General features: G+C 75.3%; 23 protein-coding genes. 12 read left to right on the top strand and 11 right to left on the bottom strand.

Annotation, left to right across the window (positions count from 1 at the left end; genetic code table 11):
* Nucleotides 1-16 precede the first annotated feature (16 nt).
* Both hemQ and ACYX4T_RS08685 read left to right on the top strand, forming a co-directional pair.
* Nucleotides 17-709, top strand: a complete 693-nt coding sequence (gene hemQ, locus ACYX4T_RS08690; RefSeq protein WP_476014146.1) for a hydrogen peroxide-dependent heme synthase — start codon at nt 17-19, stop codon at nt 707-709.
* A gap of 93 nt (nt 710-802) precedes the next feature.
* Nucleotides 803-1,117 (top strand): hypothetical protein, encoded by a 315-nt coding sequence (locus ACYX4T_RS08685; RefSeq protein ID WP_476014145.1) that lies wholly within the window; start codon nt 803-805, stop codon nt 1,115-1,117.
* Here ACYX4T_RS08685 and ACYX4T_RS08680 read toward each other — a convergent pair.
* The 4 genes from ACYX4T_RS08680 to ACYX4T_RS08665 all read right to left on the bottom strand — a co-directional run bounded on the left by ACYX4T_RS08680 (nt 1,107) and on the right by ACYX4T_RS08665 (nt 3,280).
* Complete coding sequence (locus tag ACYX4T_RS08680; RefSeq protein WP_274230085.1) at nt 1,107-1,526, bottom strand: PH domain-containing protein; 420 nt, start codon at nt 1,524-1,526, stop codon at nt 1,107-1,109. The genes ACYX4T_RS08685 and ACYX4T_RS08680 overlap by 11 nt on opposite strands.
* Nucleotides 1,527-1,695: 169 nt before the next feature.
* On the bottom strand, nt 1,696-2,427 hold the full coding sequence (locus ACYX4T_RS08675; protein ID WP_476014144.1) for a class I SAM-dependent methyltransferase: 732 nt from the start codon (nt 2,425-2,427) through the stop codon (nt 1,696-1,698).
* A gap of 51 nt (nt 2,428-2,478) precedes the next feature.
* A complete protein-coding gene (msrB, locus tag ACYX4T_RS08670; protein WP_476014143.1) occupies nt 2,479-2,904 on the bottom strand; it encodes a peptide-methionine (R)-S-oxide reductase MsrB in 426 nt (141 codons plus the stop codon).
* A gap of 28 nt (nt 2,905-2,932) precedes the next feature.
* Complete coding sequence (locus ACYX4T_RS08665; RefSeq protein ID WP_476014142.1) at nt 2,933-3,280, bottom strand: hypothetical protein; 348 nt, start codon at nt 3,278-3,280, stop codon at nt 2,933-2,935.
* 48 nt (nt 3,281-3,328) lie between these two features.
* On the opposite strand from ACYX4T_RS08665, the gene ACYX4T_RS08660 reads away from it, so the two are divergent.
* The 3 genes from ACYX4T_RS08660 (at nt 3,329) to ACYX4T_RS08650 (ending at nt 5,897) form a co-directional block, all read left to right on the top strand.
* Nucleotides 3,329-3,793 carry a MarR family winged helix-turn-helix transcriptional regulator gene (locus ACYX4T_RS08660; protein WP_476014141.1) on the top strand — a complete coding sequence of 155 codons (465 nt, stop codon included), beginning with the start codon at nt 3,329-3,331 and terminating at the stop codon, nt 3,791-3,793.
* Nucleotides 3,794-3,804: 11 nt separating this feature from the next.
* The gene (gene ligD / locus ACYX4T_RS08655) at nt 3,805-4,839 is read left to right on the top strand and encodes a non-homologous end-joining DNA ligase (protein ID WP_476014140.1); all 1,035 of its coding nucleotides are present in this window, start codon (nt 3,805-3,807) and stop codon (nt 4,837-4,839) included.
* A gap of 119 nt (nt 4,840-4,958) precedes the next feature.
* Nucleotides 4,959-5,897 (top strand): SDR family oxidoreductase, encoded by a 939-nt coding sequence (locus ACYX4T_RS08650; RefSeq protein ID WP_476014139.1) that lies wholly within the window; start codon nt 4,959-4,961, stop codon nt 5,895-5,897.
* Here ACYX4T_RS08650 and ACYX4T_RS08645 read toward each other — a convergent pair.
* The 4 genes from ACYX4T_RS08645 to ACYX4T_RS08630 form a co-directional block, all read right to left on the bottom strand.
* Complete coding sequence (locus ACYX4T_RS08645) at nt 5,881-6,186, bottom strand: hypothetical protein (RefSeq protein WP_476014138.1); 306 nt, start codon at nt 6,184-6,186, stop codon at nt 5,881-5,883. The genes ACYX4T_RS08650 and ACYX4T_RS08645 overlap by 17 nt on opposite strands.
* Nucleotides 6,075-6,914, bottom strand: coding sequence for a hypothetical protein (locus ACYX4T_RS08640; protein WP_476014137.1), 840 nt, complete (start codon nt 6,912-6,914; stop codon nt 6,075-6,077). The genes ACYX4T_RS08645 and ACYX4T_RS08640 overlap by 112 nt, the downstream gene beginning before the upstream one ends.
* Before the next feature lie 5 nt (nt 6,915-6,919).
* A complete protein-coding gene (locus ACYX4T_RS08635) occupies nt 6,920-7,981 on the bottom strand; it encodes a hypothetical protein (protein ID WP_476014136.1) in 1,062 nt (353 codons plus the stop codon).
* Between the two features lie 128 nt (nt 7,982-8,109).
* The gene (locus tag ACYX4T_RS08630) at nt 8,110-8,913 is read right to left on the bottom strand and encodes an IclR family transcriptional regulator (RefSeq protein ID WP_476014135.1); all 804 of its coding nucleotides are present in this window, start codon (nt 8,911-8,913) and stop codon (nt 8,110-8,112) included.
* 79 nt (nt 8,914-8,992) lie between these two features.
* Between ACYX4T_RS08630 and ACYX4T_RS08625 the strand changes: the two genes are divergently transcribed.
* From ACYX4T_RS08625 to ACYX4T_RS08605, 5 genes are read left to right on the top strand one after another with little or no spacing between them, the layout of a single operon-like run.
* Nucleotides 8,993-10,837 (top strand): PEP-utilizing enzyme, encoded by a 1,845-nt coding sequence (locus tag ACYX4T_RS08625; RefSeq protein ID WP_476014134.1) that lies wholly within the window; start codon nt 8,993-8,995, stop codon nt 10,835-10,837.
* Nucleotides 10,834-11,919: a PEP/pyruvate-binding domain-containing protein gene (locus tag ACYX4T_RS08620; RefSeq protein ID WP_476014133.1), complete on the top strand. Its 1,086-nt coding sequence runs from the start codon at nt 10,834-10,836 to the stop codon at nt 11,917-11,919. The genes ACYX4T_RS08625 and ACYX4T_RS08620 overlap by 4 nt, the downstream gene beginning before the upstream one ends.
* Nucleotides 11,920-11,924: 5 nt before the next feature.
* Nucleotides 11,925-12,404 carry an acetyl-CoA carboxylase biotin carboxyl carrier protein gene (locus ACYX4T_RS08615; RefSeq protein ID WP_476014132.1) on the top strand — a complete coding sequence of 160 codons (480 nt, stop codon included), beginning with the start codon at nt 11,925-11,927 and terminating at the stop codon, nt 12,402-12,404.
* Entirely contained in the window at nt 12,401-13,759 is a 1,359-nt protein-coding gene (locus ACYX4T_RS08610; protein ID WP_476014131.1) for an acetyl-CoA carboxylase biotin carboxylase subunit, read from the top strand. The genes ACYX4T_RS08615 and ACYX4T_RS08610 overlap by 4 nt, the downstream gene beginning before the upstream one ends.
* Nucleotides 13,759-16,086 (top strand): HAD hydrolase-like protein, encoded by a 2,328-nt coding sequence (locus ACYX4T_RS08605; RefSeq protein ID WP_476014130.1) that lies wholly within the window; start codon nt 13,759-13,761, stop codon nt 16,084-16,086. The genes ACYX4T_RS08610 and ACYX4T_RS08605 overlap by 1 nt, the downstream gene beginning before the upstream one ends.
* Here ACYX4T_RS08605 and ACYX4T_RS08600 read toward each other — a convergent pair.
* Complete coding sequence (locus tag ACYX4T_RS08600) at nt 16,083-16,577, bottom strand: hypothetical protein (protein ID WP_476014129.1); 495 nt, start codon at nt 16,575-16,577, stop codon at nt 16,083-16,085. The two genes, ACYX4T_RS08605 and ACYX4T_RS08600, sit on opposite strands and share 4 nt — an antisense overlap.
* A complete protein-coding gene (locus ACYX4T_RS08595; protein ID WP_476014128.1) occupies nt 16,577-17,911 on the bottom strand; it encodes a molybdopterin-dependent oxidoreductase in 1,335 nt (444 codons plus the stop codon). The genes ACYX4T_RS08600 and ACYX4T_RS08595 overlap by 1 nt, the downstream gene beginning before the upstream one ends.
* 23 nt (nt 17,912-17,934) lie before the next feature.
* Between ACYX4T_RS08595 and ACYX4T_RS08590 the strand changes: the two genes are divergently transcribed.
* Nucleotides 17,935-18,993 (top strand): NAD-dependent epimerase/dehydratase family protein, encoded by a 1,059-nt coding sequence (locus ACYX4T_RS08590; RefSeq protein ID WP_476014127.1) that lies wholly within the window; start codon nt 17,935-17,937, stop codon nt 18,991-18,993.
* 1 nt (nt 18,994) lies between these two features.
* On the opposite strand, the gene ACYX4T_RS08585 is transcribed toward ACYX4T_RS08590, so the two are convergent.
* Nucleotides 18,995-20,386, bottom strand: a complete 1,392-nt coding sequence (locus ACYX4T_RS08585) for a hypothetical protein (protein ID WP_476014126.1) — start codon at nt 20,384-20,386, stop codon at nt 18,995-18,997.
* Nucleotides 20,387-20,471: 85 nt separating this feature from the next.
* On the opposite strand from ACYX4T_RS08585, the gene ACYX4T_RS08580 reads away from it, so the two are divergent.
* Nucleotides 20,472-21,146, top strand: a complete 675-nt coding sequence (locus ACYX4T_RS08580) for a glycosyltransferase family 2 protein (protein ID WP_476015216.1) — start codon at nt 20,472-20,474, stop codon at nt 21,144-21,146.
* Nucleotides 21,147-21,224: the final 78 nt, after the last annotated feature.

The following is a 21,224-nucleotide window of genomic DNA, read 5'->3' as shown; positions in this document are numbered from 1 at the left end:
TGGCACCATGGGCCCCGTGGCCCGGCTGAACTACGACGAGCTGAACTCGACCCTGCGCTACGCCATGTGGTCGGTCTTCCGCACCGACCCGGCGCGCCTGCCCGAGGACCGCACCGCCCTCGGCGACGAGCTCGCCGGCGTGCTCGAGCAGGCCGACGGCAAGGGCGTCGCCGTCCGCGGTCTCTACGACCTGGCGGGCATGCGCGCCGACGCGGACTGGATGGTCTGGACCCACGCGCCGGACATCGAGTCGCTGCAGGCCACCTACTCGGCGCTGCGCCGGACCGCGCTCGGGCGCGCGTCGACCCCGGTGTGGTCGGGCACGGCGCTGCACCGGCCCGCGGAGTTCAACAAGAGCCACGTGCCCGCGTTCATCGCCGGCGAGGAGCCCAAGGGCTACCTGTGCCTCTACCCCTTCGTGCGCTCCTACGACTGGTACCTGCTCCCCGACGAGGAGCGGCGCACCATGCTCGCCGACCACGGCAAGGCCGCCCGGGGCTACGCCGACGTGCGCGCGAACACCGTGCCCGCGTTCGCGCTCGGCGACTACGAGTGGATCCTCGCGTTCGAGGCCGACCAGCTCGACCGGATCGTCGACCTCATGCGCGACCTGCGGGCCACCGAGGCGCGCCGGCACGTGCGTGAGGAGATCCCGTTCTTCACCGGCCCGCGGGTGTCACCGGGCCAGCTCGTCACCTCTCTGCCGTAGTCCCGCCGGCACCGGACACCGCCCGCCGTACCGGACGGGCCGTACATCGATCAAGTCCTCGCTTCACGCAACGCGACCTGTCATATTCCGTGTGTGGCGACCGTGGGTTTCCTTCACGTCGCGTCGGCGCACGTCCGGGAAGCCCGGCGCCTCCTCGCGGAGTGCGCGCCCGGCGTCACGGACGTGCACCTGGTCGACCGCCTGCTGCTCGAGCCCGGCCGCGACATCGGCGTCCGTGTCGCCGCCCGCGTCGGCGAGCTGATCGGCCGCGACGTCGACACCGTGATCTGCACCTGGCCGGCGCTGACCGACCACGTGGTGCGCGTCGCCCGCGAGCGCGGGATCGCCGCGGCCGGCGTCGAGGAGCTGCTCTCCCCGTCCTCCGGGGTGCTCGCCCTCAGTCGATGAGGTGCCAGGTGATGAGGTCGTGGATCTCCGCGGCCTGCTCCGGGCCGCGGCAGGTCACCTCGTAGAACGTCCGGCCCACCTGGATGGCGACCGTGTTCGAGAAGATCGGCTCGTCCTCGGCGGACACGTACGACACCGTGGTGATGCGGCTGTAGGGCGCCGTGATGAGGGCGGCGCGCCCGCCCGGGAACGCGGTGTCGAGCAGGATGACCCGACGGTTGGTGATGCCGCACAGCGCGATGCCGGCGCTGTCGCTGGCGTAGACGCCGTCGATCTGCTCCTCGGGCATCAACGTGTCGCGGATGACGTCGTACTGCACCGTCTCGTCGAACCGTGGCAGCCGCGCCGACAGCGGGTGCGGGCGGCGGGGGTGGTCGTCGGTGGTGCGGGGACGCAGCGGGTGGCCCATCGACGGCATCGTCCTCTCTCCGGCGCGGAGGCGGGCTGGCCGTCCTCCGACACTAACGATCCTGCCCGCCGGCGGCTCCCGGCGGTGGTGTCGGACACCGGTCGCCCCGAGGAATGCGTCGTCGTGGAGGCGTGGGTTGCGCCGAACGGAGCAGGGATGGCGGGGTGGGTCAGGCGCGGTACTCGAGGAGCAGGTGCTGTCCCCAGCGCGCCATCGACAGCGGGCGGACGGCGTCGGGGTGGGCGTCCACCCACTCCCAGACGGCCCGCAGCTCGGCGTCGTGGTCGAACAGGTCGTCGAAGTAGACGAGCGTGCCCGGCCGCAGGTGGGGCTCGAGCCAGTCGAGCACCTGGCGCGTGCTCGCGTAGAGGTCGCAGTCGACGTTGACGACGAGCTCGTCGTGCGGGGGCAGCACCCGGCCCGGCAGCGTGTCGGAGAACCAGCCGGGGACGATCTCGACCCGGGGGTCGTCGATCCGCGGGACCACCCCGGTGGCGAAGCTGCCCGCCGGGGCGTCGGGGTGCCAGTCGCCGGGCAGGCCGTCGAAGCTGTCGAACCCGATCATGCGCGCGCCCGGCGTCGCGAGGTGCTCGCTCCACCAGCGCAGCGTGCGTCCCTCGTGCACCCCGAACTCGAGGTAGAGCGGGCGCGGCGAGCGCAGGCGCTCGACGATCTCGGCGAAGACGGCGAACCGGTCGGCCCGGTTGGGCACGTCCTGCGCCCCCATCCAGCTGCCCTGTTCGAGCGCCCCGAGGGCGGTACGCAGCCGCGCCAGCCGCCGGGCCGACAGGCGGCGGCCGGCGGCCACGAGCAGCCGGCGCGGCTGCACGGGGGCGAGGTGGCGGGCGAGCGCGCGCAGCACGCGGCGCGGGCGGTCACGGGAGACGAGCGCAGCCGACATCGTCAGCAGATCGTAAGGTCGCCCCGCCGCCGGCTCGGGTGCCCCCCGGCGTCAGGCGGTCGGCTCGAGGCGCAGGCTCACCGAGTTCATGCAGTAGCGCTGGTCGGTGGGCGTGCCGTAGCCCTCGCCGCTGAACACGTGGCCCAGGTGCGAGTGGCAGGTCGCGCAGAGCACCTCGACGCGGGCCATGCCCATCGAGCGGTCCTCGCGCAGGATCACGTTGTCGTCGGCCGAGGGGGCGTAGAACGACGGCCATCCGCAGTGGGAGGCGAACTTGGTCTCGGAGCGGAAGAGCTCGGCGCCGCAGGCACGGCAGGAGTAGACGCCCTCGGTGAAGACCTCGTCGTACTCACCGGTGAACGGGCGTTCCGTGCCCGCCTGCCGCAGCACCTGGTACTCCTCCGGCGTCAGCTGCTCGCGCCACTCGGCGTCGGACCTGCTGACCTTCGGGGTGCCGATCGAGGCGTCACTGCTCATGCATCCAGGCTAATCCCTCGGGCACGGTTCAGAGGGCCGCGCCGAGGACCACCTCGAGGACCTCGAAGATCACGAAGCCGGTGCCGAGGAGGACCAGGGCGACGAGCACGACCGCGGCGAGCCGGCGCGGGCCGCCCGCCCGGTTGGCCGATTCCGCGAAGTCGCGGACCCCGGCCAGTTGCCCCTCCACGGTGAACGCGGCCGGCCCGGTCTGCTCCATTCGATCGAGGTGCGCGGCGAAGGCGCGCGCCTCGGGGTCGTCGGGGTCGAGGCCGACGAGGTCGTCGGCGAACCGTCCGTGCGGGCCCGCGGGCTCGTCCGGACCCTGATCGGGGGTGCCGGAGCGGCCACCACCTGGGGCTCTCGACGCGCTCATCGACCTACGGTAACCCCCACCACTTCCCGTCGGGCCTACCATTGGGTCATGAGCACGGAGACCTCGGCGTGCACGACCCTGGACACCCAACTGTGCTTCGCGCTGCACGACGCCTCGCGGGCGATCTCGGCGTCGTACCGGCGTGGTCTGGCGCCCCTCGGTCTGACCTACAGCCAGTACGTCGTGCTGCTCGTGCTGTGGGAGCACGGGCCCACGACGATGGGCACGCTGTGCCGCGAGCTGCACCTCGACAGCGGCACCCTCTCGCCGCTGCTGCAGCGCCTCGAGGAGCGCGGCCGCGTGGTGCGCCGCCGGCGCCCCGAGGACGAGCGCACCGTCGAGGTCACGTGCACGTCGGAGGGCGAGGCCCTGCGCGAGCCCGTGCTCGCCGTCCAGCGCCGGGTGCAGGCCGAGACGGGGATGAGCATCGAGGACATCATCCGGCTGCGCGAGGAGCTCCAGGCCCTCGCCGACCGCCTGCGCACCGCCGACGAGAGCGGCGTGAGCGGCTAGCCTCTCGCGTCGTGGCGAAGTCCCCGGCCGAGGAGATCGACGTCGACGGCCGCACCGTCCGCGTCACCAACCCCGACAAGGTCTACTTCCCGGACCGCGGGATCACGAAGCGGCAGGTCGTCGAGCACTACGTGGCGGTCCGCGAGCCGCTGCTCGCCGTCCTCTACGAGCGCCCCACGCACCTCAAGCGGTTCGTCGACGGCGTCACCGGCGAGTTCTTCTACCAGAAGCGCGTGCCCAAGGGCGCTCCCGACTGGGTCGAGACCGTCGACGTCCGCTTTCCCAGCGGGCGCTCCGCCACGGAGATCTGCCCGACCGTGACCGCCGTGCTGCCGTGGGCGGCCAACCTCGGCACCTTCGACTTCCACCCCTGGCCCGTGCGGCGCGGGGAGGTCGACCAGCCCGACGAGCTGCGCATCGACCTCGACCCCCAGCCCGGCACCGACTTCGCCGACGCGGTGCGGGTGGCCGGCGTGCTGCGCGAGGTGCTCGACGACGCCGGCCTGCACGGGCGTCCCAAGACCTCCGGCGGCCGGGGCATCCATGTGCTCGTGCCGGTGCGCCCGGAGTGGGACTTCGTCGGCGTGCGGCGCGCGGTGATCGCCCTGGCCCGCGAGGTGTGCCGCCGTATCCCGACCGAGGCCACGGTCGACTGGTGGAAGGAGGAGCGCGGGCAGCGCGTGTTCCTCGACTACAACCAGGCCGCCCGCGACCGCACGATCGCCTCGGCCTGGTCGGTGCGCGGCACCCCGCGGGCGACGGTGTCGATGCCGCTGCGCTGGGAGGACCTGCCCGACGTCGACCCCGACGACTTCGACGTGCTCACCGCCGCGGGGGTCCTCGCCGAGCGCGGCGACGCCCTCGCGGGACTGCACGACCACCCGGGGAGCCTCGAGACCGTCCTGGAGTGGGTCGAGCGCGACCAGCGCGACCACGGTCTGGGCGACCTGCCCTACCCGCCCGAGTACCCCAAGATGCCTGGCGAGCCCAAGCGCGTGCAGCCCAGCCGCAGCCGGGCGGACACGGTCGGCAAGACGGTCGACTGACCGCAGGGTTCCCGCCCCTCCCCGCCATGGCCGGACCCGGCTCTCGCCGCCGGACCCCGCGGCCGCCTCGGACTGTCGGGGTGCCGGTCCATGCTGTCGACCGGCACCGAGGGAAGGGGATGACCGTGGACGGGGACGAGGCGCACCGGGGCCCGCTCGCAGGGCGCGTCGCGCTGGTGGCCGGGGCGACGCGCGGTGCGGGGCGGGGGATCGCGGTGGAGCTGGGCGCCGCGGGCGCCACCGTCTACGTCACCGGGCGCAGCACCGCGGGACGCCGCTCCGAGTACGACCGCCCCGAGACGATCGAGGGGACCGCCGAGCTCGTCGAGCGCGCCGGCGGCACGGGCATCGCGGTGCCCACCGACCACCTCGTCCACGACGAGGTCCGGGCGCTGGTCGAGCGGATCGACCGGGAGCAGGGACGCCTCGATGTGCTGGTCAACGACGTGTGGGGCGGCGAGCTGCTCGTCGAGTGGGACACCCCGGTGTGGGAGCACGACCTCGCCAAGGGGCTGCGGATGCTCCACCTCGCCGTCGACACCCACCTGGTGACGGCGCACTTCGCGCTCCCGCTGCTCATCCGCCGGCCGGGCGGGTTGCTCGTCGAGATGACCGACGGCACCGCGGAGTACAACGCCGTCACCTACCGGATCTCGCCGTTCTACGACCTCGCCAAGGTGGCGGTGAACCGGATGGGCTGGTCGCACGCCCAGGACCTCGCGAAGCACGGCGCGACGGCGGTCTCGCTGACCCCGGGGTGGTTGCGCTCGGAGATCATGCTGGAGCTGTTCGGGGTGCGGGAGGAGACCTGGCGCGACGCCCTCGACGCCGAGCCCCACTTCGCGATCTCGGAGACGCCGCGCTTCGTGGGCCGCGCCGTCGCCGCCCTCGCGGCCGACCCGGCCCGGGCACGCTGGAACGGGCAGTCGCTGTCCAGCGGCGGGCTGGCGCAGGTGTACGGGTTCACCGACCTCGACGGCTCGCGTCCGGACGCCTGGCGCTACATCGTCGAGGTGCAGGACGCGGGCAGGCCGGCGGACGTCACGGGCTATCGCTGACGACGATCTCGTCCTCGGCGGCGGCGTCGACCTCCTCCACGGCGGCCGGCCGCGGCCGGGAGACGATGATCTGGGCGATCGCGACGAGGAGCACCGCGATGGTCAGCAGCCGCTCGGCCGGCGGCAGCGGCCGGTACCAGCCGTAGACCTGGGTGGCCAGCGCGACCAGCTGGGCGATCAGCGGCAGGGCGATCGCGGGCCAGCCGGTGATCTCCCGCGACGGTTGCGGACCCCGCGGCAGCCGCGTGGAGCCGATGGCGAACGCGAGCGCCCCGGCGCTCCACAGCACGTCGTAGGGCCCGTCGTGGGAGACGAGGTCGTCGACCGACAGCTGTAGGTGGCGTCGGCGACGGTCAGGCAGAGCAGGCCCAGCCCCACCCACGGCCAGCTGCCGCCGAAGCGCCACGACATCAGCGGCAGGGTGCCGAGCAGCGCGCCGAGCAGCAGGACGTCGCCGAGCGGGTAGGCGACGACGACGAACCGCCCGAGGGGGTCGATCGGCGAGGTGTCCAGCACCGGGGCGATCACCAGCAGGACCCCGGGGGTCGCGACGAGCAGGACGAGGACGAAGCCGTCGAGCCAGCGGTACCACGGGACGTCGACCACCCGGGCCCGCACCATGCACACCAGGCCCGTCATGAACAGCGGGTAGGAGGCGAGGTAGAGCACGTCGGTGGGGTTCGGGGTCGGCACGACGCCGCCGTCGGCGTACAGCACGCCCCACGTGACCTCGCCGAGGCCGAAGAGCAGCAGGGCGGCCGCGAAGCACCACCACGCGCCCCGCGACGCGGGCGTGACGCGGCGGTGCGCGCCGACGGCGCAGATCACGCTGGAGGCGAGGATCAGCCCGGCGTGCAGCCAGTCGTCGACGATCGGCAGGTCGGTCGGGTGGTCGCCGCGGCGCAGCTGGTGGACGGCCTCGATCCCCAGGCCGAGCAGCAGCACCGTGCCGACGGTGCGTGACGTGGCGGTCGCGCCGGCCCACGCGCGCGGCGGGACGGGGGACGTCGGCGACACGGTCGCTAGGCGGCGGACCGGGTGGCGTCGGGCGGGCTCGGCTCGGGGGCATCCTCGCGCCCGGCCCCGCGGTCGGCCCCGCGGTCGGCCCCGCGATCGACCTCGGGCTCGGCCGGCCCGCCCAGCGCCCCCTCGAGCGTGCGCCGCAGCTCGGCCAGCTGCGCGGCCGCCCGGCGGCGCTGCTCCTCGAGCTCGGCGGCCGCCCGGGTCGCCGCGTCGAGCCGGGCCGCGGCGTCCGCCTCGACCTCGCGGGCCCGCTCCTCGGCCCGCCGGCGCTGCTCCTCGGCGTCGGCCAGCGCCGCGGCCGCCTCGGCCCGCCGCGCCTCCAGGCCGGTGGTGAAGTCGTCCTCGACCCGCTGCCGACGGGTCTCGGCGTCGGCGTCGCGACGGTCCCGGTCCTCGGCGGCCTCCCGCTCCCGACGGTCCACCTCGGCCCGCGTGCGCTCGAGCAGGGCGCGCTGCTCGGCCTCGGTCTCCGCGCGCTGCCGCTCGACCTCGTCGCGGGCCCGCTCGGCCTCGTGGCGCATCGCCCGCGCCTGCGCCTGCGCGCCGGCCACGATCGCCGTCGCCTGCTCGGCTGCGTCGGCGAGGCGGGCGGCGCTGCGCTCCTCGGCCTCCGCCACGATGGCCCGGGCGCGGGCGACGGCCTCGTGCTCGGTGGCCCGGGCGCGCTCGCGGGCCTGCTCGCCGAGGGTCGCGGCGTCGTCGGCGGCGGTGACGCGGATGTGCTCGGCCTCCTCCTGCGCGAGACGCAGCAGGTGCCGGAGCCGCGCCGAGATCCCGTCGACCGACATCGGGGCCGAGACGACGCGGTCGAGGTCGGCCTGCACGCTGCGCAGCTCCGCCCGGGTCGCCTCCTCGGCGCGCACCATGGCGTCGCGGTCGGCGGTCATCACCCGCAGGTCGGCCTCGGCCTTGTCGAGGGCCTCCTCGACCTGCTCGCGGTCGAAGCCGCGCTTGACCACGTCGAAGCCGGTGCCCCACCACGGGGTGCGGCCCCGGCGCGACGCCGTGGGCGGGGGCGTGGACCCGTTGTCGTGTCCGGCTCCGTCCTCCGTGCGCTCCACGGTCCCTCCCCGATCCGTTCCGCCGGCTCGCGCCTCCGCCGGGTCGAGTCTTCTCCGGTCCCGGGCGCCGGACCAGGGGCGACGGGCGGCCGCCGGGTCACGGTCGGGACACGCCGCTCACCCGGCCCTCACCCGGGCGGGGGCGGCGCCTCGGTCGCCTCCCCGAGGTCGACGTCGGCGAGCGAGGCGCCGATCGCGCCGGCGGCGGCCGCCAGCGGCGAGAGGGCGCTGGCGAGCCGGGGCGCGGTGAGCGGCGCGAGCACGCCGAGGGCGGCGACGACGCCCGCGGGACCGGTCACGGGCATGGCCACCGACCACACGCCGGGCCGGTGCTCCTGGGCGCTGCGCGCCGAGCCCGCCGCGGCGATCGCCGCGAGCTGGCGGCGCAACGCGTGGGGGTCGGTGACGGTCCAGGGCGTGTAGCGGGCGGGCGCGCGCAGGACCTCGACCTGCAGCTCCGGTGGCGCGTGGGCCAGCAGGACCTTGCCGACCGCGGTGCAGTGCAGCGGCAGGTGCCCGCCGGGGCTGTGCCGGGTGGGCTGGCTGCGGGAGCGGGCGAGGCGCTCGACGACCAGCGCGCGGCGATCGTCGAGCACGGCCAGGTGCACGGTGTGGCCGGTGGCGACGACCAGGTCCTGCAGGTGGGGGAGCGCCGCCTCCCGCAGCGACGTCGGCGGCGCGAGGAGCCCGAGCTGCCAGACCCGCGCCCCGATCTCGTAGGACCCGTCGCGGCGCCGGGCGAGCAGGCGGGCCGCGACGAGCTCGCCGAGGAGGCGGTGGGCCGTCGCGACCGGCAGCTCCGCGCGGCGGGCGAGGGCCGAGAGCGTCATCGCGGGGTGGGCGGCGTCGAACGCCTCGAGCAGTGACAGCGCCCGCGACGTCGCCGACCGCCCGGGCGCGGTCCGGACCGGAGGTCGGCGGTCGCGGGGCACGTGCCGATGCTAGGAGAGGTTTTCCGTCGCACGAGAAGAGTGGCTTGCCCCACATCGCCGGCTCGGCGACGGTCGGCCCATGAGCAGCGCGGTCTCGTCAGCCCCGTCGGGCCCGACACCCGGAGGGCGGTTCCCGCTCCCGTCCGAGATCGGGCCCGTCGCGGGCGCCGAGGGATGGGAGGAGATGTACCCGTACTTCTCCCGCTTCCGGCCCGAGGACGACGAGCGCTTCTGGTTCTACAACTCGATGCACTTCCCCGAGGTGGTCCCGGCCTTCGACGGCCTCACCTCGGAGATCCCGTACACCGCGATCGGCGCGAACACCGCGCGGCTGTTCAGCTTCCCGACGACGCTGGGTATCGAGTACCGGATCGTGAACGGGCGGGTCTACATCACGGCCAACCCCGTCACCGACCCCGCGCAGGTCGAGGCCCGCCTCGCGCACTTCCAGGAACGTGCCGGGCACTACTACGCGCACTGGGACGAGCTCTACGCCGGCTGGCAGCGGCGGATCGAGGCACTGATCGCCGACATCGAGGCGGTCGAGGTGCCGCACCTCGGCGAGCTGGACGACCTCGCGGTGGTGACCGGCTCGCGGGGCTACGCGAGCAACCACCTGTTGCGCGAGGAGTTCCACCGCTGCATCGACCTGTACTCGAAGATGTGGCATCACCACACCGAGTTCCTCATGCTCGGCTACGGCGCCTACGTCGTGTTCTTCGAGTTCTGCCAGCAGGCGTTCCCGGAGATGGGCGACCAGACGGTGGCCCGGATGGTCGCGGGCATGGACGTCACGATGTACCGGCCCGACGACGAGCTGAAGAAGCTCGCGGGGCTGGCCGTCGAGCTCGATCTCGCCGACCTGTTCATCGAGGGCAGCGAGCCGGACAAGGTCCTGCGCGGCGTGGCCGCCCGGGGGGACGCGGGTCGGCGGTGGCTCGCGGCGCTCGAGGAGGCGAAGGACCCGTGGTTCCACGTGTCGGTGGGCGACGGCTTCTACCATCACCACCTGTCGTGGGCCGACGATCTGACGGTCCCGTTCGCCGCGCTCCCGCGCTACGTCGAGCAGATCCGGGCCGGGGAGGACCTCACGCGGCCGACCGAGCGGTTGGCCGCCGAGCGGGACCGGATCGCCGGCGAGTACCGCGCGCTGCTCGGCTCGGAGGACGAGCAGGCCGCGTTCGACCAGATGCTGGGCCTGTGCCGGCAGGTGTTCCCGTACATCGAGTCGCACAAGTTCTACTGCGAGCACTGGTTCACGACCCGGTTCTTCCAGAAGATCCGGGCGTTCGGCGGGCTGCTGGCCGAGCGGGGCGTGCTCGCCGAGGCCGACGACGTCTTCCACCTGCGCCACGTCGAGGTCGAGGACGCGCTCGCCGACGTCCAGCTGGCGTGGGCGTCGGGCGGTTCCGAGCTCGGCGCGCGGCACTGGCAGCCGATCGTCGCGCGGCGCAAGGAGATCCTCGCGGCGCTGGCGGGCTGGTCACCGCCGCCGGCGCTGGGCCCGGTGCCGGAGACGATGAACGACCCGGCGGTCAAGATGCTCTGGGGGGTCACCGACGAGACGATCGGGACCTGGCTCGGCGACGAGGACCTCGACGCGGACACGGTCCGCGGGTACGCCGCCTCGCCCGGCGTGGTCGAGGGCGTCGCCCGCGTGCTGATGAACGTCAACGACATCGGCTCCGTGCGCGAGGGCGAGATCCTCGTCTGCCCGGTGACCGCGCCGAGCTGGGGCCCGGTGTTCGGCAAGATCGCGGCGGCCGTGTCGGACATCGGCGGGACGATGTCGCACGCGGCGATCGTCGCCCGCGAGTACGGTATGCCCGCGGTCGTCGGCACCGGCCAGGCCACCGCGACGATCCGCACCGGCGACCGGGTGCGCGTCGACGGCGACCGCGGTGTGGTCACGGTGCTGCGGTGACGGGTCCGGTGACGGGTCCGGTGCCCCCCGTCCTGCACCTCGCGGACCTCGGCCGCGACGACGTGACCGCGGCGGGCGGCAAGGGCGCGAGCCTCGGGGAGCTGTGCCGGGCCGGGGTCCGGGTGCCCGACGGGTTCGTCGTCACCACGGCGGCGTTCCGCGCGGCGGTCGGCGCGCTCGACCTCGGCGCCCGGGTCGCGGCCCTCGACCCCGCGGACGCCGGCGCCGTCGCGGCGACCTGCGCCGAGCTGCGCGCGGCCGTCGAGGCGACGCCGCTGCCCGACGAGGTCGGCGAGGCGGTCCTCGCCGCCCACGACCGGCTGGCCGCCGACGTCGGCGAGGAGGACCCGCCGGTGGCGGTGCGCTCGAGCGCGACCAGCGAGGACGGCGCGCAGGACAGCTTCGCCGGGCTGCAGGACACCTACCTCGGCGTCCGGGGCGCGGCGGCGGTGCTGCGCGATGTCCGCCGCTGCTGGGCGAGCCTCTACGGCGTCGAGTCGGTGACCTACCGGCGCCGGCGCGGCATCCCCGAGACCGACCTGGCGATGGCGGTCGTCGTCCAGCACCTGGTCGACGCGCGCAGCTCCGGGGTGATGTTCACGCGCAGCCCGCTCTCCGGTGACCGGTCGGTCGTCGCGATCGACGCGAGCTGGGGGCTGGGCTCGGCGGTGGTCGGCGGCGACGTCACGCCGGACGCGTTCGTCGTCAGCAAGGTCACCGGCGAGATCGACCGGCGGACCGTGGCCACCAAGACCCGCTGGCACCGCCCCGCCCCGGACGGCGCCGGGGTGGTGGAGGGCGAGGTCCCGGCCGACCGGCGCGACGTCCCGTCGATCACCGACGACGAGGTCGCGGCGCTCGTCGCGGTCGCGCGCCGGGTCGAGGCGCACTACGGCTGCCCGCAGGACATCGAGTGGGCGCTGGCGCCGGACGGAGGCGTCGTGCTGCTGCAGAGCCGCCCGGAGACGGTGTGGGCGGCCAAGGACGCGGCCGGCGCCGGGCCGAGGGTGGCCGCACCGGCCGCCCGTGCCTTCGACCACGTGCTCTACGCCCTGGGCGGCCGGCGCCCGTCGGGAGGCTGAGCGCCGTGGACCTCACCCCGGACGACGTCCGCGACGTCGTGCGCGCGCTGGACGCCGGCGGCCTCGACGAGCTGCACCTCGAGCTGGCCGACCTCACCCTGACCGTGCGCCGGGAGGGCGCGGCCGGCTGGACCGCCGAGCAGGAGGTGCGGCGCCGCCCCGAGGTGGAGCGCGCCGAGCCCGTCGAGCCGGCGGCCCCCGCGAACACCACGGAGCCGTCCCGGGCGGCGGTGCCGGAGGGCACGGTGGCGGTGCACCCGCCTCTGCTCGGCACCTTCTACCGCGCGCCGCAGCCGGGCGCGCCGCCGTACGTCGAGGTGGGCGACGAGGTCGACGCCGAGACCGTCGTGGGAATCGTCGAGACGATGAAGATGATGACCCCCGTGCACGCCGGCGTCCGCGGGACGGTGGCCGAGTTCCGCACCGCGAACGGGGAGTTCGCCGACACCGACGCCGTCCTGCTCGTGGTGGAGCCCGCCCCGTGAGGATCCGCTGCCTGCTCGTCGCCAACCGCGGCGAGATCGCCGTCCGGGTGATCCGGACGTGCGCCCGCCTCGGGATCTCCTCGGTGCTCGCCGCGTCCGACGCCGACCTCGACGCGCTGCCGGCCCGGATGGCCGACCGCGTCGTCCGGCTCGGCCCGGCCCCGGCCGCGGAGTCGTACCTCGACCCGGCGGCGGTGGTCCGCGCGGCGCTCGCCGCCGGCGCCGACGCCGTGCACCCCGGCTACGGCTTCCTCTCCGAGAGCCCGGCTCTCGCTCGGGCCTGCGGCGAGGCCGGGCTGGTGTTCGTCGGGCCGTCGGTCGCGACGCTGGAGGCCGTCGGCGACAAGCTCACCGCGCGGTCGCACGCCCTCGACGCCGGCCTGCCGGTCGTGCCCGGCGGGGAGGCCGCCGACCTCGCGGGCGCGCGCGCCGTCGCGGACCGCGTCGGCTACCCGCTGCTGGTCAAGGCGGTCGGCGGGGGCGGCGGCCGGGGGATGAAGCTCGTCGGCTCCGCCGCGGAGCTCCCGGGCGCCCTCGACGTCGCGGTCGCGGAGGCGGGCGCGGCGTTCGGCGACCCGCGGGTCTACCTCGAGCGCTACGTGACCTCCGGGCGCCACGTCGAGGTGCAGGTGCTCGGCGACGGCACGTCCGCCGTGGCCCTCGGCGACCGCGACTGCTCGGTCCAGCGCCGCTACCAGAAGCTCCTCGAGGAGGCCCCCGCGCCGCGCCTCGGCGACGACGTCCGCGCCGCGATGGCCGACGCCGCGCTGGCGCTCGCGACCCACCTGCGCTACCGCGGGCTGGGCACCGTCGAGCTCCTGTACGACCGGGACCGCGGGAGCTTCCACTTCCTCGAGATGAACGCGCGCATCCAGGTCGAGCATCCGGTGACCGAGATGGTGACCGGGCTCGACCTCGTCGCCGAGCAGCTCGCCGTGGCCGAGGGGCTGCCGCTGCGGCTGCGGGACGAGGACGTCGCCGTGCGCGGGCACGCCGTCGAGTGCCGGATCAACGCCGAGGACGCGCGGGGCCGCCCCTCGCCGGGCCGGATCGAGCGCATGGTCCTGCCCGTCGGCGACGGGATCCGCGTCGACACCGGCGTCCAGGGCGGCTCGGTCGTGCCGCCGCACTACGACTCGCTGCTCGCCAAGCTCGTCGTGCACGGCGCCGACCGGGCCGACGCGCTCGCCCGCGCCCGGGCGGCGCTCGACCTGCTGCGCATCGAGGGCGTCGCGACGACCGCGCCGGTGCACCGGGCCCTGCTCGACGACCCCGAGCTCGTCGCGGGCGGGGTCGACACCGGCTCCTTCGAGCGCTGGCAGGCCCGCCGGCGCGATCTGGCGGAGGTCTCCTGATGGCCGACGTCGGGCTCGTCGACGTCTCCCTGCGCGACGGCAACCAGAGCCTGTGGGGTGCGGCCGGCCTGCGCAGCGCCCACGTCCTGACGCTCGCGCCCCTGCTCGAGCGCGTCGGCTTCCGGGCGCTCGACTACAGCTCGAGCACCGCCATGGGGATGCTCGTGCGCACCCACCGCGAGGACCCCTGGGCACTGTTCCGCCGCACCCGCGCGCTCATGCCGCGCACGAAGCTGCAGTTCATCGGCACCGGCTTCCGCTTCATCAGCTGGCAGAACTCCCACCCGGAGACGATGCAGCTGGTCTACGACCGGCTCGCCGCGAACGGCATCGACCGGGTCGTCGTCCTCGACCCGATGCACGACATGGACGCCGCGCGGGCCACCGCCCGGCGGCTGAAGAAGGCCGGCATCGACGAGGTGGTGGGCGCGCTGACGTTCACGATCAGCGCGGTGCACGACGACGCCTTCTACGCCGACCTCGCCCGCCAGATGCGCGACTGCCCCGACATCGACCGCGTCTACGTCAAGGACCCCGCCGGGATCCTCACCGCGGAGCGCGCCCGCACCCTGTTCCCGGCGGTGGTGGCCGCCCTCGGCGACACGGCGCTCGAGCTGCACTCGCACGCGACGATCGGGCTCTCGCCACTGACCTACGCGATCGCGCCCGAGCACGGCGTCGAGGTGGTGCAGACCGGCTGCGGCGCGCTGGGCAACGGCTCGTCGCTGCCCGAGGTGCGCCGGACCGTGGCGAACCTGCGCGCGATGGGCCACCGGGTCGACGTCGACGACCACGCGCTGGGGCTGGCCTGCGACCTCGTCGACGGGATCGCGACCGCCGAGGGCCTGCCGGCGGGGCGGCCCCAGGAGTTCGACGCCGCCTTCCTGCACCACCAGATCGCGGGCGGCGTCATGACCACGACCCGCCGCCAGCTGCGCGAGCTCGGCATGGAGGACCGCTTCGACGAGCTGATCGCGGAGGTCGGGCGGGTCCGCGCCGAGCTCGGACACCCGATCATGGTCACGCCGTTCCCGCAGATGGTGGTCTCGCAGGCCCTGTTCAACCTGCTGGGTGAGCGCTGGACGACCGTCCCGGACCAGGTGATCCGCTACGCGCTGGGCAGCTTCGGGCGCCCGACCGCCCCGATCGAGCCCGACGTCCTCGACCGCGTGCTCGACCGCCCGCGTGCCCGCGAGCTGCGGGCGGAGCCGCCGGCGCCGGACCCGGCCGAGCTGCGGCGGCGCTTCGGCCCCGGCATGAGCGACGAGGAGCTGCTCCTGCGCGCGCACATGCCCGCCGAGCAGGTCGACGCGATGGTCGCGGCGGGGCCGGCGCCGGAGCGCGCGAGCCCGGCCGTCGCCCCGGTGCTCGAGCTCCTGCGGGAGCTGGGCGACCGGCCCGCCGTCCACGACCTGCAGATCGACAAGCCGGGCCTGCGCCTGGCGGTCCACCGCCGTCCCGGGGAGCTCCCGGTGCCTGAGCCGGCGCCCGACCCGGCCGCCGTCGCGCGGCTGCGGGCCACCCGCGGCTTCGTCCTCGACATGGACGGCACGCTCGTGCTCGGCGACCGGCAGAACCGCGGCCTGCGCGCCCTGCCCGGCGCCGCCGGGTTCGTGGAGCTCCTCGCGGCGCGGGGCACGCCGTTCTGCGTGTTCACCAACGGCACGGTGAAGACGCCGCCGGAGTGCGCGCACGCCCTCCAGGAGGCGGGCCTCCCGGTGCCCGACGGCGCGGTGCTCACCCCGGCCGTCGCGGCCGCCGACGTCCTGCGGCGGCGCGGCCATCGCCGGGTCATGGTGCTCGGCGGCAAGGGGATCACCGCGCCCCTCGAGGCCGCGGGGCTCGAGACGCTGCCGCCGCTGCGGGGCACGAGCGCCGACGCGGTCCTCGCCGGCTGGTACCGCGACGAGCTGACCTTCGCGTCGCTGGAGGCCGCCTGCGCCGCGGTGTCGGCCGGCGCGCGGTTCTACAGCGCGTCGCCGTCGCCGTACTTCGCGACGGCGGAAGGGCGCACGCTCGGGTCGTCGCGGGTCATCAGCGCCGTCGTCCGGGACCTCACCGGCGCGCGCGTCACCGTCGTCGGGAAGCCGGCGCTGCCGGCCCTGCGCGCGGCGGCGCGGCACCTCGGGGTGCCGCCGGCCGAGCTCGCGGTGGTCGGCGACGACCCCACGCTCGAGGTGCCGATGGCGCACCGCGGCGGGGCCCTCGCCGTCGCCGTGCGCACCGGTCTCGGTGACGCCGACGCGTTCCGGGACGTGCCCGCCGACCGGCGCCCCCACCTCGACGTGGCCGGCGTCGGGGCCCTGGCCGCGCTGCTCGCCGGCTAGTCCGGCCGGTCCCGCACCGACCGCCCGAGGCGCGCCGCGTAGACGACGGCGCTGAGCAGGAACAGGCCCGCGGTGACCCACAGCCAGCGGTCGAGGTAGTCGGTGGTCGTGAGGCCCGCGGCGAAGAGCAGCACCGGCTCGCCGGCGCGGCTGATCGACGACCAGAAGACGACCAGGAGCAGCACCGAGCCCATCGCGGGCAGGCGCAGGTGGTCGACGACGCCGACCCGGGGTGCGGTGCGGTGCGTCCGGCGCCGCCAGGCCCAGCGCCCGAGGACGAGGGACCGGTCGGCGAGCGCGTAGAGGGGGTAGCTGACGAGGTCGTGGGCGACGATCGCGCCGACGAACCAGACGAGCATCCACCACCAGTTCGGGTCGTCGGCGACCTGCCGCACCACCGCCGCGACCAGGGCGAAGCAGCCCACGAGCGCGAGCAGGTGCAGCGGGTCGGCGCCGTACGACCGTTCCCAGGCGGCGAGCACGCGGCGCATCACGCGACCCGGAAGTCGACGGCGGCGACCCACTTGGTGTTGTGCACCCCGGGCAGCGCCGGGACGATCACGCGCGCCGGGAAGCCGTGGTCCAGCGAGAGGTCCGCGCTGTTGACCCGCAGGGCGAGCAGCGAGTCCGGGTCGAGCACCTGGCCCTGCGTCAGGGTCACCCGCGCGAACGGGCCCGCGCGCTCGGCGGACTGCACGAAGGCGTTCGCCGGCTCCGGGACGCCGGCCAGCGCGGCGAGGTCGCGCAGTCGCACCCCGGTCCACGTCTGCGTCGTCGACCAGCCCTCGACGCAGGCGATCGGCAGGGTCGCGGTGTGCAGGGGCATCGCGAGGAGCTGGTCGCGGGTCAGGGTCACCGGGGCGGTGCCGCCGGCGAGGCGCAGGGTCCAGCCCTCGCCGATGGTGGGCGGGATGCCGGCGCCGAACGCCGTGCGGTTGACCTGGAAGTCGTTCGGCCCGTCGCCGTAGGACTGCCCGCGGGGGTGCAGGACGGCCAGGGGGCGCAGGGCGTCGACGGTCGTGGCGAGGGCGGTGAGGCCGAGCAGGGCCGACCCGCCCGCCACGGCCCCGAGCATCGTTCGGCGGCTCGTCGTCGGCGGGGACGGGGCGACGGCGACCAGCCCGTGGCTGTCGGGCGGCTCCGGCTCGGTCTCGGCGGCGGACTGCGCGAGGTAGCGCCGCAACGACCCGCCGCGCAGGGAGCGGACCATCGTCGGCAGCTTGATCGCGACGTGCACGACGAACCCGCCGATGAACACCCAGGCGCCCCAGTAGTGGGCGGTGTAGAAGTCGAAGCCCCACGCGTAGTCGTACTGGATGTTCATCGTCCCGGTGACGATCTCGAACAGCAGCCCGCCGACCAGCGCGACGAGCGAGAGGCGCTCGAGGGCCTGGGCGGGCGAGCGCACCGGCGGCCACTCGAAGAACTTCGGGACCACCGACCAGAGCTTTGCGAGCACCACCGGGATGAGCGCCAGCCCGAGACCGACGTGCAGGCCCTGGTTGAGGCGGTAGAGCCACGACGGGCGTGTCGGCCAGTCGAAGGAGGGGAGCCGGAACCCCGCGACGTCGCCCGGGAACGCCTGCCCGAACTGCGGCCCGTAGGCGATGTAGGAGAGCAGCCCGGTGACGATGACGATCGGCAGGCCGACGAGCAGCACGGCGCCGAGCACCGAGGTGAGCCAGGGCCCGCGCAGGGGGCTGCGCCAGGTCCGGGGGCTCAGGGGCGGTGGGGCCTGCAGGACGCTCTCCTCCCTCGGTGTCGTCGTGTCGTGTTCGCCGCACCCGGGGGAACGGTTCGGTGGACGCCGCGCGGCGGGGTCCACGGGGTGACCGTACGGTGCGCGCCGTGCGCGTCCTCGTCACCGGCGGTGCCGGCTTCATCGGATCCCACATCGCCGACCTGCTGGCCGAGAAGGGTCACGAGCCGCTGCTGCTCGACGACCTGCTGCCCGCGGCCCACGGCGAGCCCGAGGCGCCCGAGTGGGTGCGGCGCCACGAGCTGGTGCGCGGCGACGTCAGTGACCCGTCGGTGCTCGACGGCCTGCTCGCGCGCGTCGACACCGTCTGCCACCAGGCGGCGATGGTCGGCCACGGCGTCGATCCGACCGACGCCCCGGAGTACGTGCGGCACAACGACCTCGCGACCGCCGCGCTGCTCGCCGCCATGTACCGCAGCGGGCACCGGCAGCTGGTGCTGGCGAGCTCGATGGTGGTCTACGGCGAGGGCCGGTACTCCTGCTCGGAGCACGGCGTCGTGCCCGCACCGCCGCGGCGCCCCGCCGACGTCGAGGTCGGGCGCTTCGACCCGGCCTGCTCGCGGTGCGGCCGGGAGCTGGCCGGCGAGCTGATCCCGGAGGACGCGCCGCTCGAGCCGCGCAGCACCTACGCGGCGACCAAGCTCGCCCAGGAGAACCTGGCCCTGGCCTGGGCCCGTGCCACCGGCGGGCGGGTGTGGGCGCTGCGCTACCACAACGTCTACGGCCCGCGGATGCCCCAGAACACGCCCTACGCCGGCGTCGCGTCGATCTTCCGCTCGTCCCTGGAGCGGGGCGAGGGCCCCCGGGTGATGGAGGACGGCGCGCAGCGGCGCGACTTCGTGCACGTCACCGACGTCGCGGCGGCGAACCTCGCGGCGCTCGAGTCCGACGCCGGCGAGGGCAACTGCGTCCCGGTGAACGTGTGCTCGGGGGAGGTCCGCACGATCGGGGACCTCGCGGGGACCCTGGCGACGGCGATGGGGGGCCCGGCGCCCGAGGTCGTCGGCGGCGCCCGGCCCGGCGACGTCCGGCACATCACCGCCGACCCGGCCCGCGCCGCCGAGGTGCTCGGGTTCCGGGCGTCGGTGGGGTTCGACGAGGGCGTGCGGGCGTTCGCGACCGACCCGCTGCGGGCGCCGGTCGGCTGACCTACCAGACCGTCGCGAGCAGCGAGTTCACCGCGAGGGCGAGCACGGCCTGCGCCGCGAGCCACGGCCGGACGGCGGTGCGGGGGAGCAGCGTCACGGCCGGCACGAGCCAGACGGCGAACGGCAGCCAGATGCGTTCCACCTCGGCCTTGCTCAGGCCGGAGAGGTCGGCGGCGAGGACGGCCGCCAGCCCCGCGGCCACGAGCAGCACCACGGCGCCGTGGCCCCGACCCCACCAGTCCGGGGCGGGGCGGCGGCGCCCGACCCAGCCGCACACCCACCAGCCGGCGCGGCGCACGCCGGCGACCACGGCGGGCCCGACCGCGAACGCCAGGGACGCGAGGTTCGCCCACACCCAGTACTCGTACGGGCGGCGCAGGCCGTACTCGCCGGGCTGGTAGTAGCGCACCTGGACCTGGAAGTAGCCGTCGAACCACCAGAACCCGCCCCACGCGAACAGCGCCACCACGACGGCGACGCCGAGCGTGCCCCACACCAGCGGCGCGACCCGCCGGGTGAGCACGGCGACCGCGACCGGCACGAGCCCGGCCGCCGCGAGCCCGTAGGACAGGAACAGCGACAGGCCCAGCACCAGCCCGCCGAGCAGGGCGAGCGCCGCGCCGGCCGGGGAGCGCCGCATCGCGCCGAGGGCCAGGAAGGCGACACCCCACGCGAAGACCGCCGCGAACATCCCGTCGGCCGAGACACCCACCCACACGGCGCCGGGGAAGAGGATCCCGAAGGGCAGGTATCGCCGGGCGATGGTCCGGTCGCTGTCGCGATCGGCGACGGCGGCGAGGGTGAGCGCGACCGGGACGACGGCCGACGCCCCGATCGTCAGCGTGATCGCGCCCGCCCAGTCCGGGCCGCCGAGCCCGAGGCGGGAGAGCATCTCGTAGAACAGGGTGGCGGCGGGCGGGTGGCCGCTCGCGTGGGTGACCAGCGCGCCGACCTGGAACGACGGGATGCGGTCGGCGAAGGTCGTGAGGAACTCGCCGACGGTGCCGCGGATCGGGATCTCGACGAGGTACTCGCTCGGCGTGGCGAGCCGCTCGGCGACGCCGACCGCCCAGCCGTCGATGAGCGCGAGCGTCATCGTCCACGCCCAGGCCGCGACGAACGACACGGCCAGCAGCGGACCCCACCGCCAGCGCTGCGCCACCGTCGGGCCGGCGACCACCACCAGCGCGCCCACGAGCAGCGCCGGGACGGTCCCCGGACCGACGTGGGGCATCCAGGAGGCGAGCAGCGGCGGCCAGCCGACGAGCACGTCGACGCCGCGGTCGATCAGCGCCCAGCCGACCAGGGCGGCCGTCGTGACCAGGGCGGCGACGAGCGCGACGGCGACGAGGTCGCCCCGCAGGCGTGGTGGGCGGGTGCGCAGGGCGGGCACCGCGCGGACGGTACGGGCTGCTCTGTTCGGCCGCCGTGGGGGGCCGGTCGAGCACCCCCTATCGTCCTGCCCCGTGAGTGATCGCGTGGACGTCGTGCTGCCGTGCCTCGACGAGGCCGACGCCCTGCCCGCCGTGCTCCGGGCGCTGCCCGACGGCTTCGACGCCCTGGTGGTCGACAACGGTTCGACCGACGGCACCCCCGAGGTGGCGGCGGCGCTGGGGGCGCGCGTCGTGCACGAGGCGCGGCGCGGCTACGGCGCCGCGGTGCACGCCGGGCTGGAGGCGGCGCAGAGCGACGTCGTCGCGGTGATCGACGCCGACGGCTCGCTGGACCCGGGGGCGCTGCCGGCGATGGTGCGCCTGCTGGACGGGACCGGCACCGGCACCGACCTCGTCGTCGGCCGCCGGGTGCCGACGCAGCGCGGGATCTGGCCGTGGCACGCCCGCGCGGCGAACCTCGTGCTCTCCGGGATGATGCGCCTGCGCGCCGTCCCCGTGCGCGACATCGCGCCCGTCCGGGTCGGCCGGCGGCGGGCCCTGCTCGACCTCGGCGTCACCGACCGCGCCTTCGGCTACCCCCTCGAGCTGCTCATCCGGGCCGGCGCGGCGGGCTGGCGGATCCGCGAGGTCGACGTCGACTACCGGCCGCGCGGCGGCGGGCGCTCGAAGGTCTCCGGGTCGGTCCGCGGGACCTACCGCGCGGTCCGGGACATGACGAAGGCGCTGGTCCGCGGCGGGCGCACCCGGTCGGTGCGATGACCTCCGACCACACACCGAACCGATCCGCGCTCCGGTACGGACACCGCTTGTGCGATCAGTGACCGACCGCGTCCGACG

The sequence above is a fragment of the Actinomycetospora sp. ABD4_176 genome (genome assembly GCF_056311855.1).
This window is presented reverse-complemented; position numbering and strand designations above follow the sequence as displayed.

Bases quoted from the DNA above. Each gene is read 5' to 3' on its own strand.
- ACYX4T_RS08680 (WP_274230085.1), bottom strand. From the start codon at position 1,526: ATGGGCCACCCGCTGCGTCCCCGCACCACCGACGACCACCCCCGCCGC.
- ACYX4T_RS08675 (WP_476014144.1), bottom strand. From the start codon at position 2,427: ATGTCGGCTGCGCTCGTCTCCCGTGACCGCCCGCGCCGCGTGCTGCGC.
- msrB (WP_476014143.1), bottom strand. From the start codon at position 2,904: ATGAGCAGTGACGCCTCGATCGGCACCCCGAAGGTCAGCAGGTCCGAC.
- ACYX4T_RS08665 (WP_476014142.1), bottom strand. From the start codon at position 3,280: ATGAGCGCGTCGAGAGCCCCAGGTGGTGGCCGCTCCGGCACCCCCGAT.
- ACYX4T_RS08660 (WP_476014141.1), top strand. From the start codon at position 3,329: ATGAGCACGGAGACCTCGGCGTGCACGACCCTGGACACCCAACTGTGC.
- ACYX4T_RS08650 (WP_476014139.1), top strand. From the start codon at position 4,959: ATGACCGTGGACGGGGACGAGGCGCACCGGGGCCCGCTCGCAGGGCGC.
- ACYX4T_RS08625 (WP_476014134.1), top strand. From the start codon at position 8,993: ATGAGCAGCGCGGTCTCGTCAGCCCCGTCGGGCCCGACACCCGGAGGG.
- ACYX4T_RS08605 (WP_476014130.1), top strand. From the start codon at position 13,759: ATGGCCGACGTCGGGCTCGTCGACGTCTCCCTGCGCGACGGCAACCAG.
- ACYX4T_RS08600 (WP_476014129.1), bottom strand. From the start codon at position 16,577: ATGCGCCGCGTGCTCGCCGCCTGGGAACGGTCGTACGGCGCCGACCCG.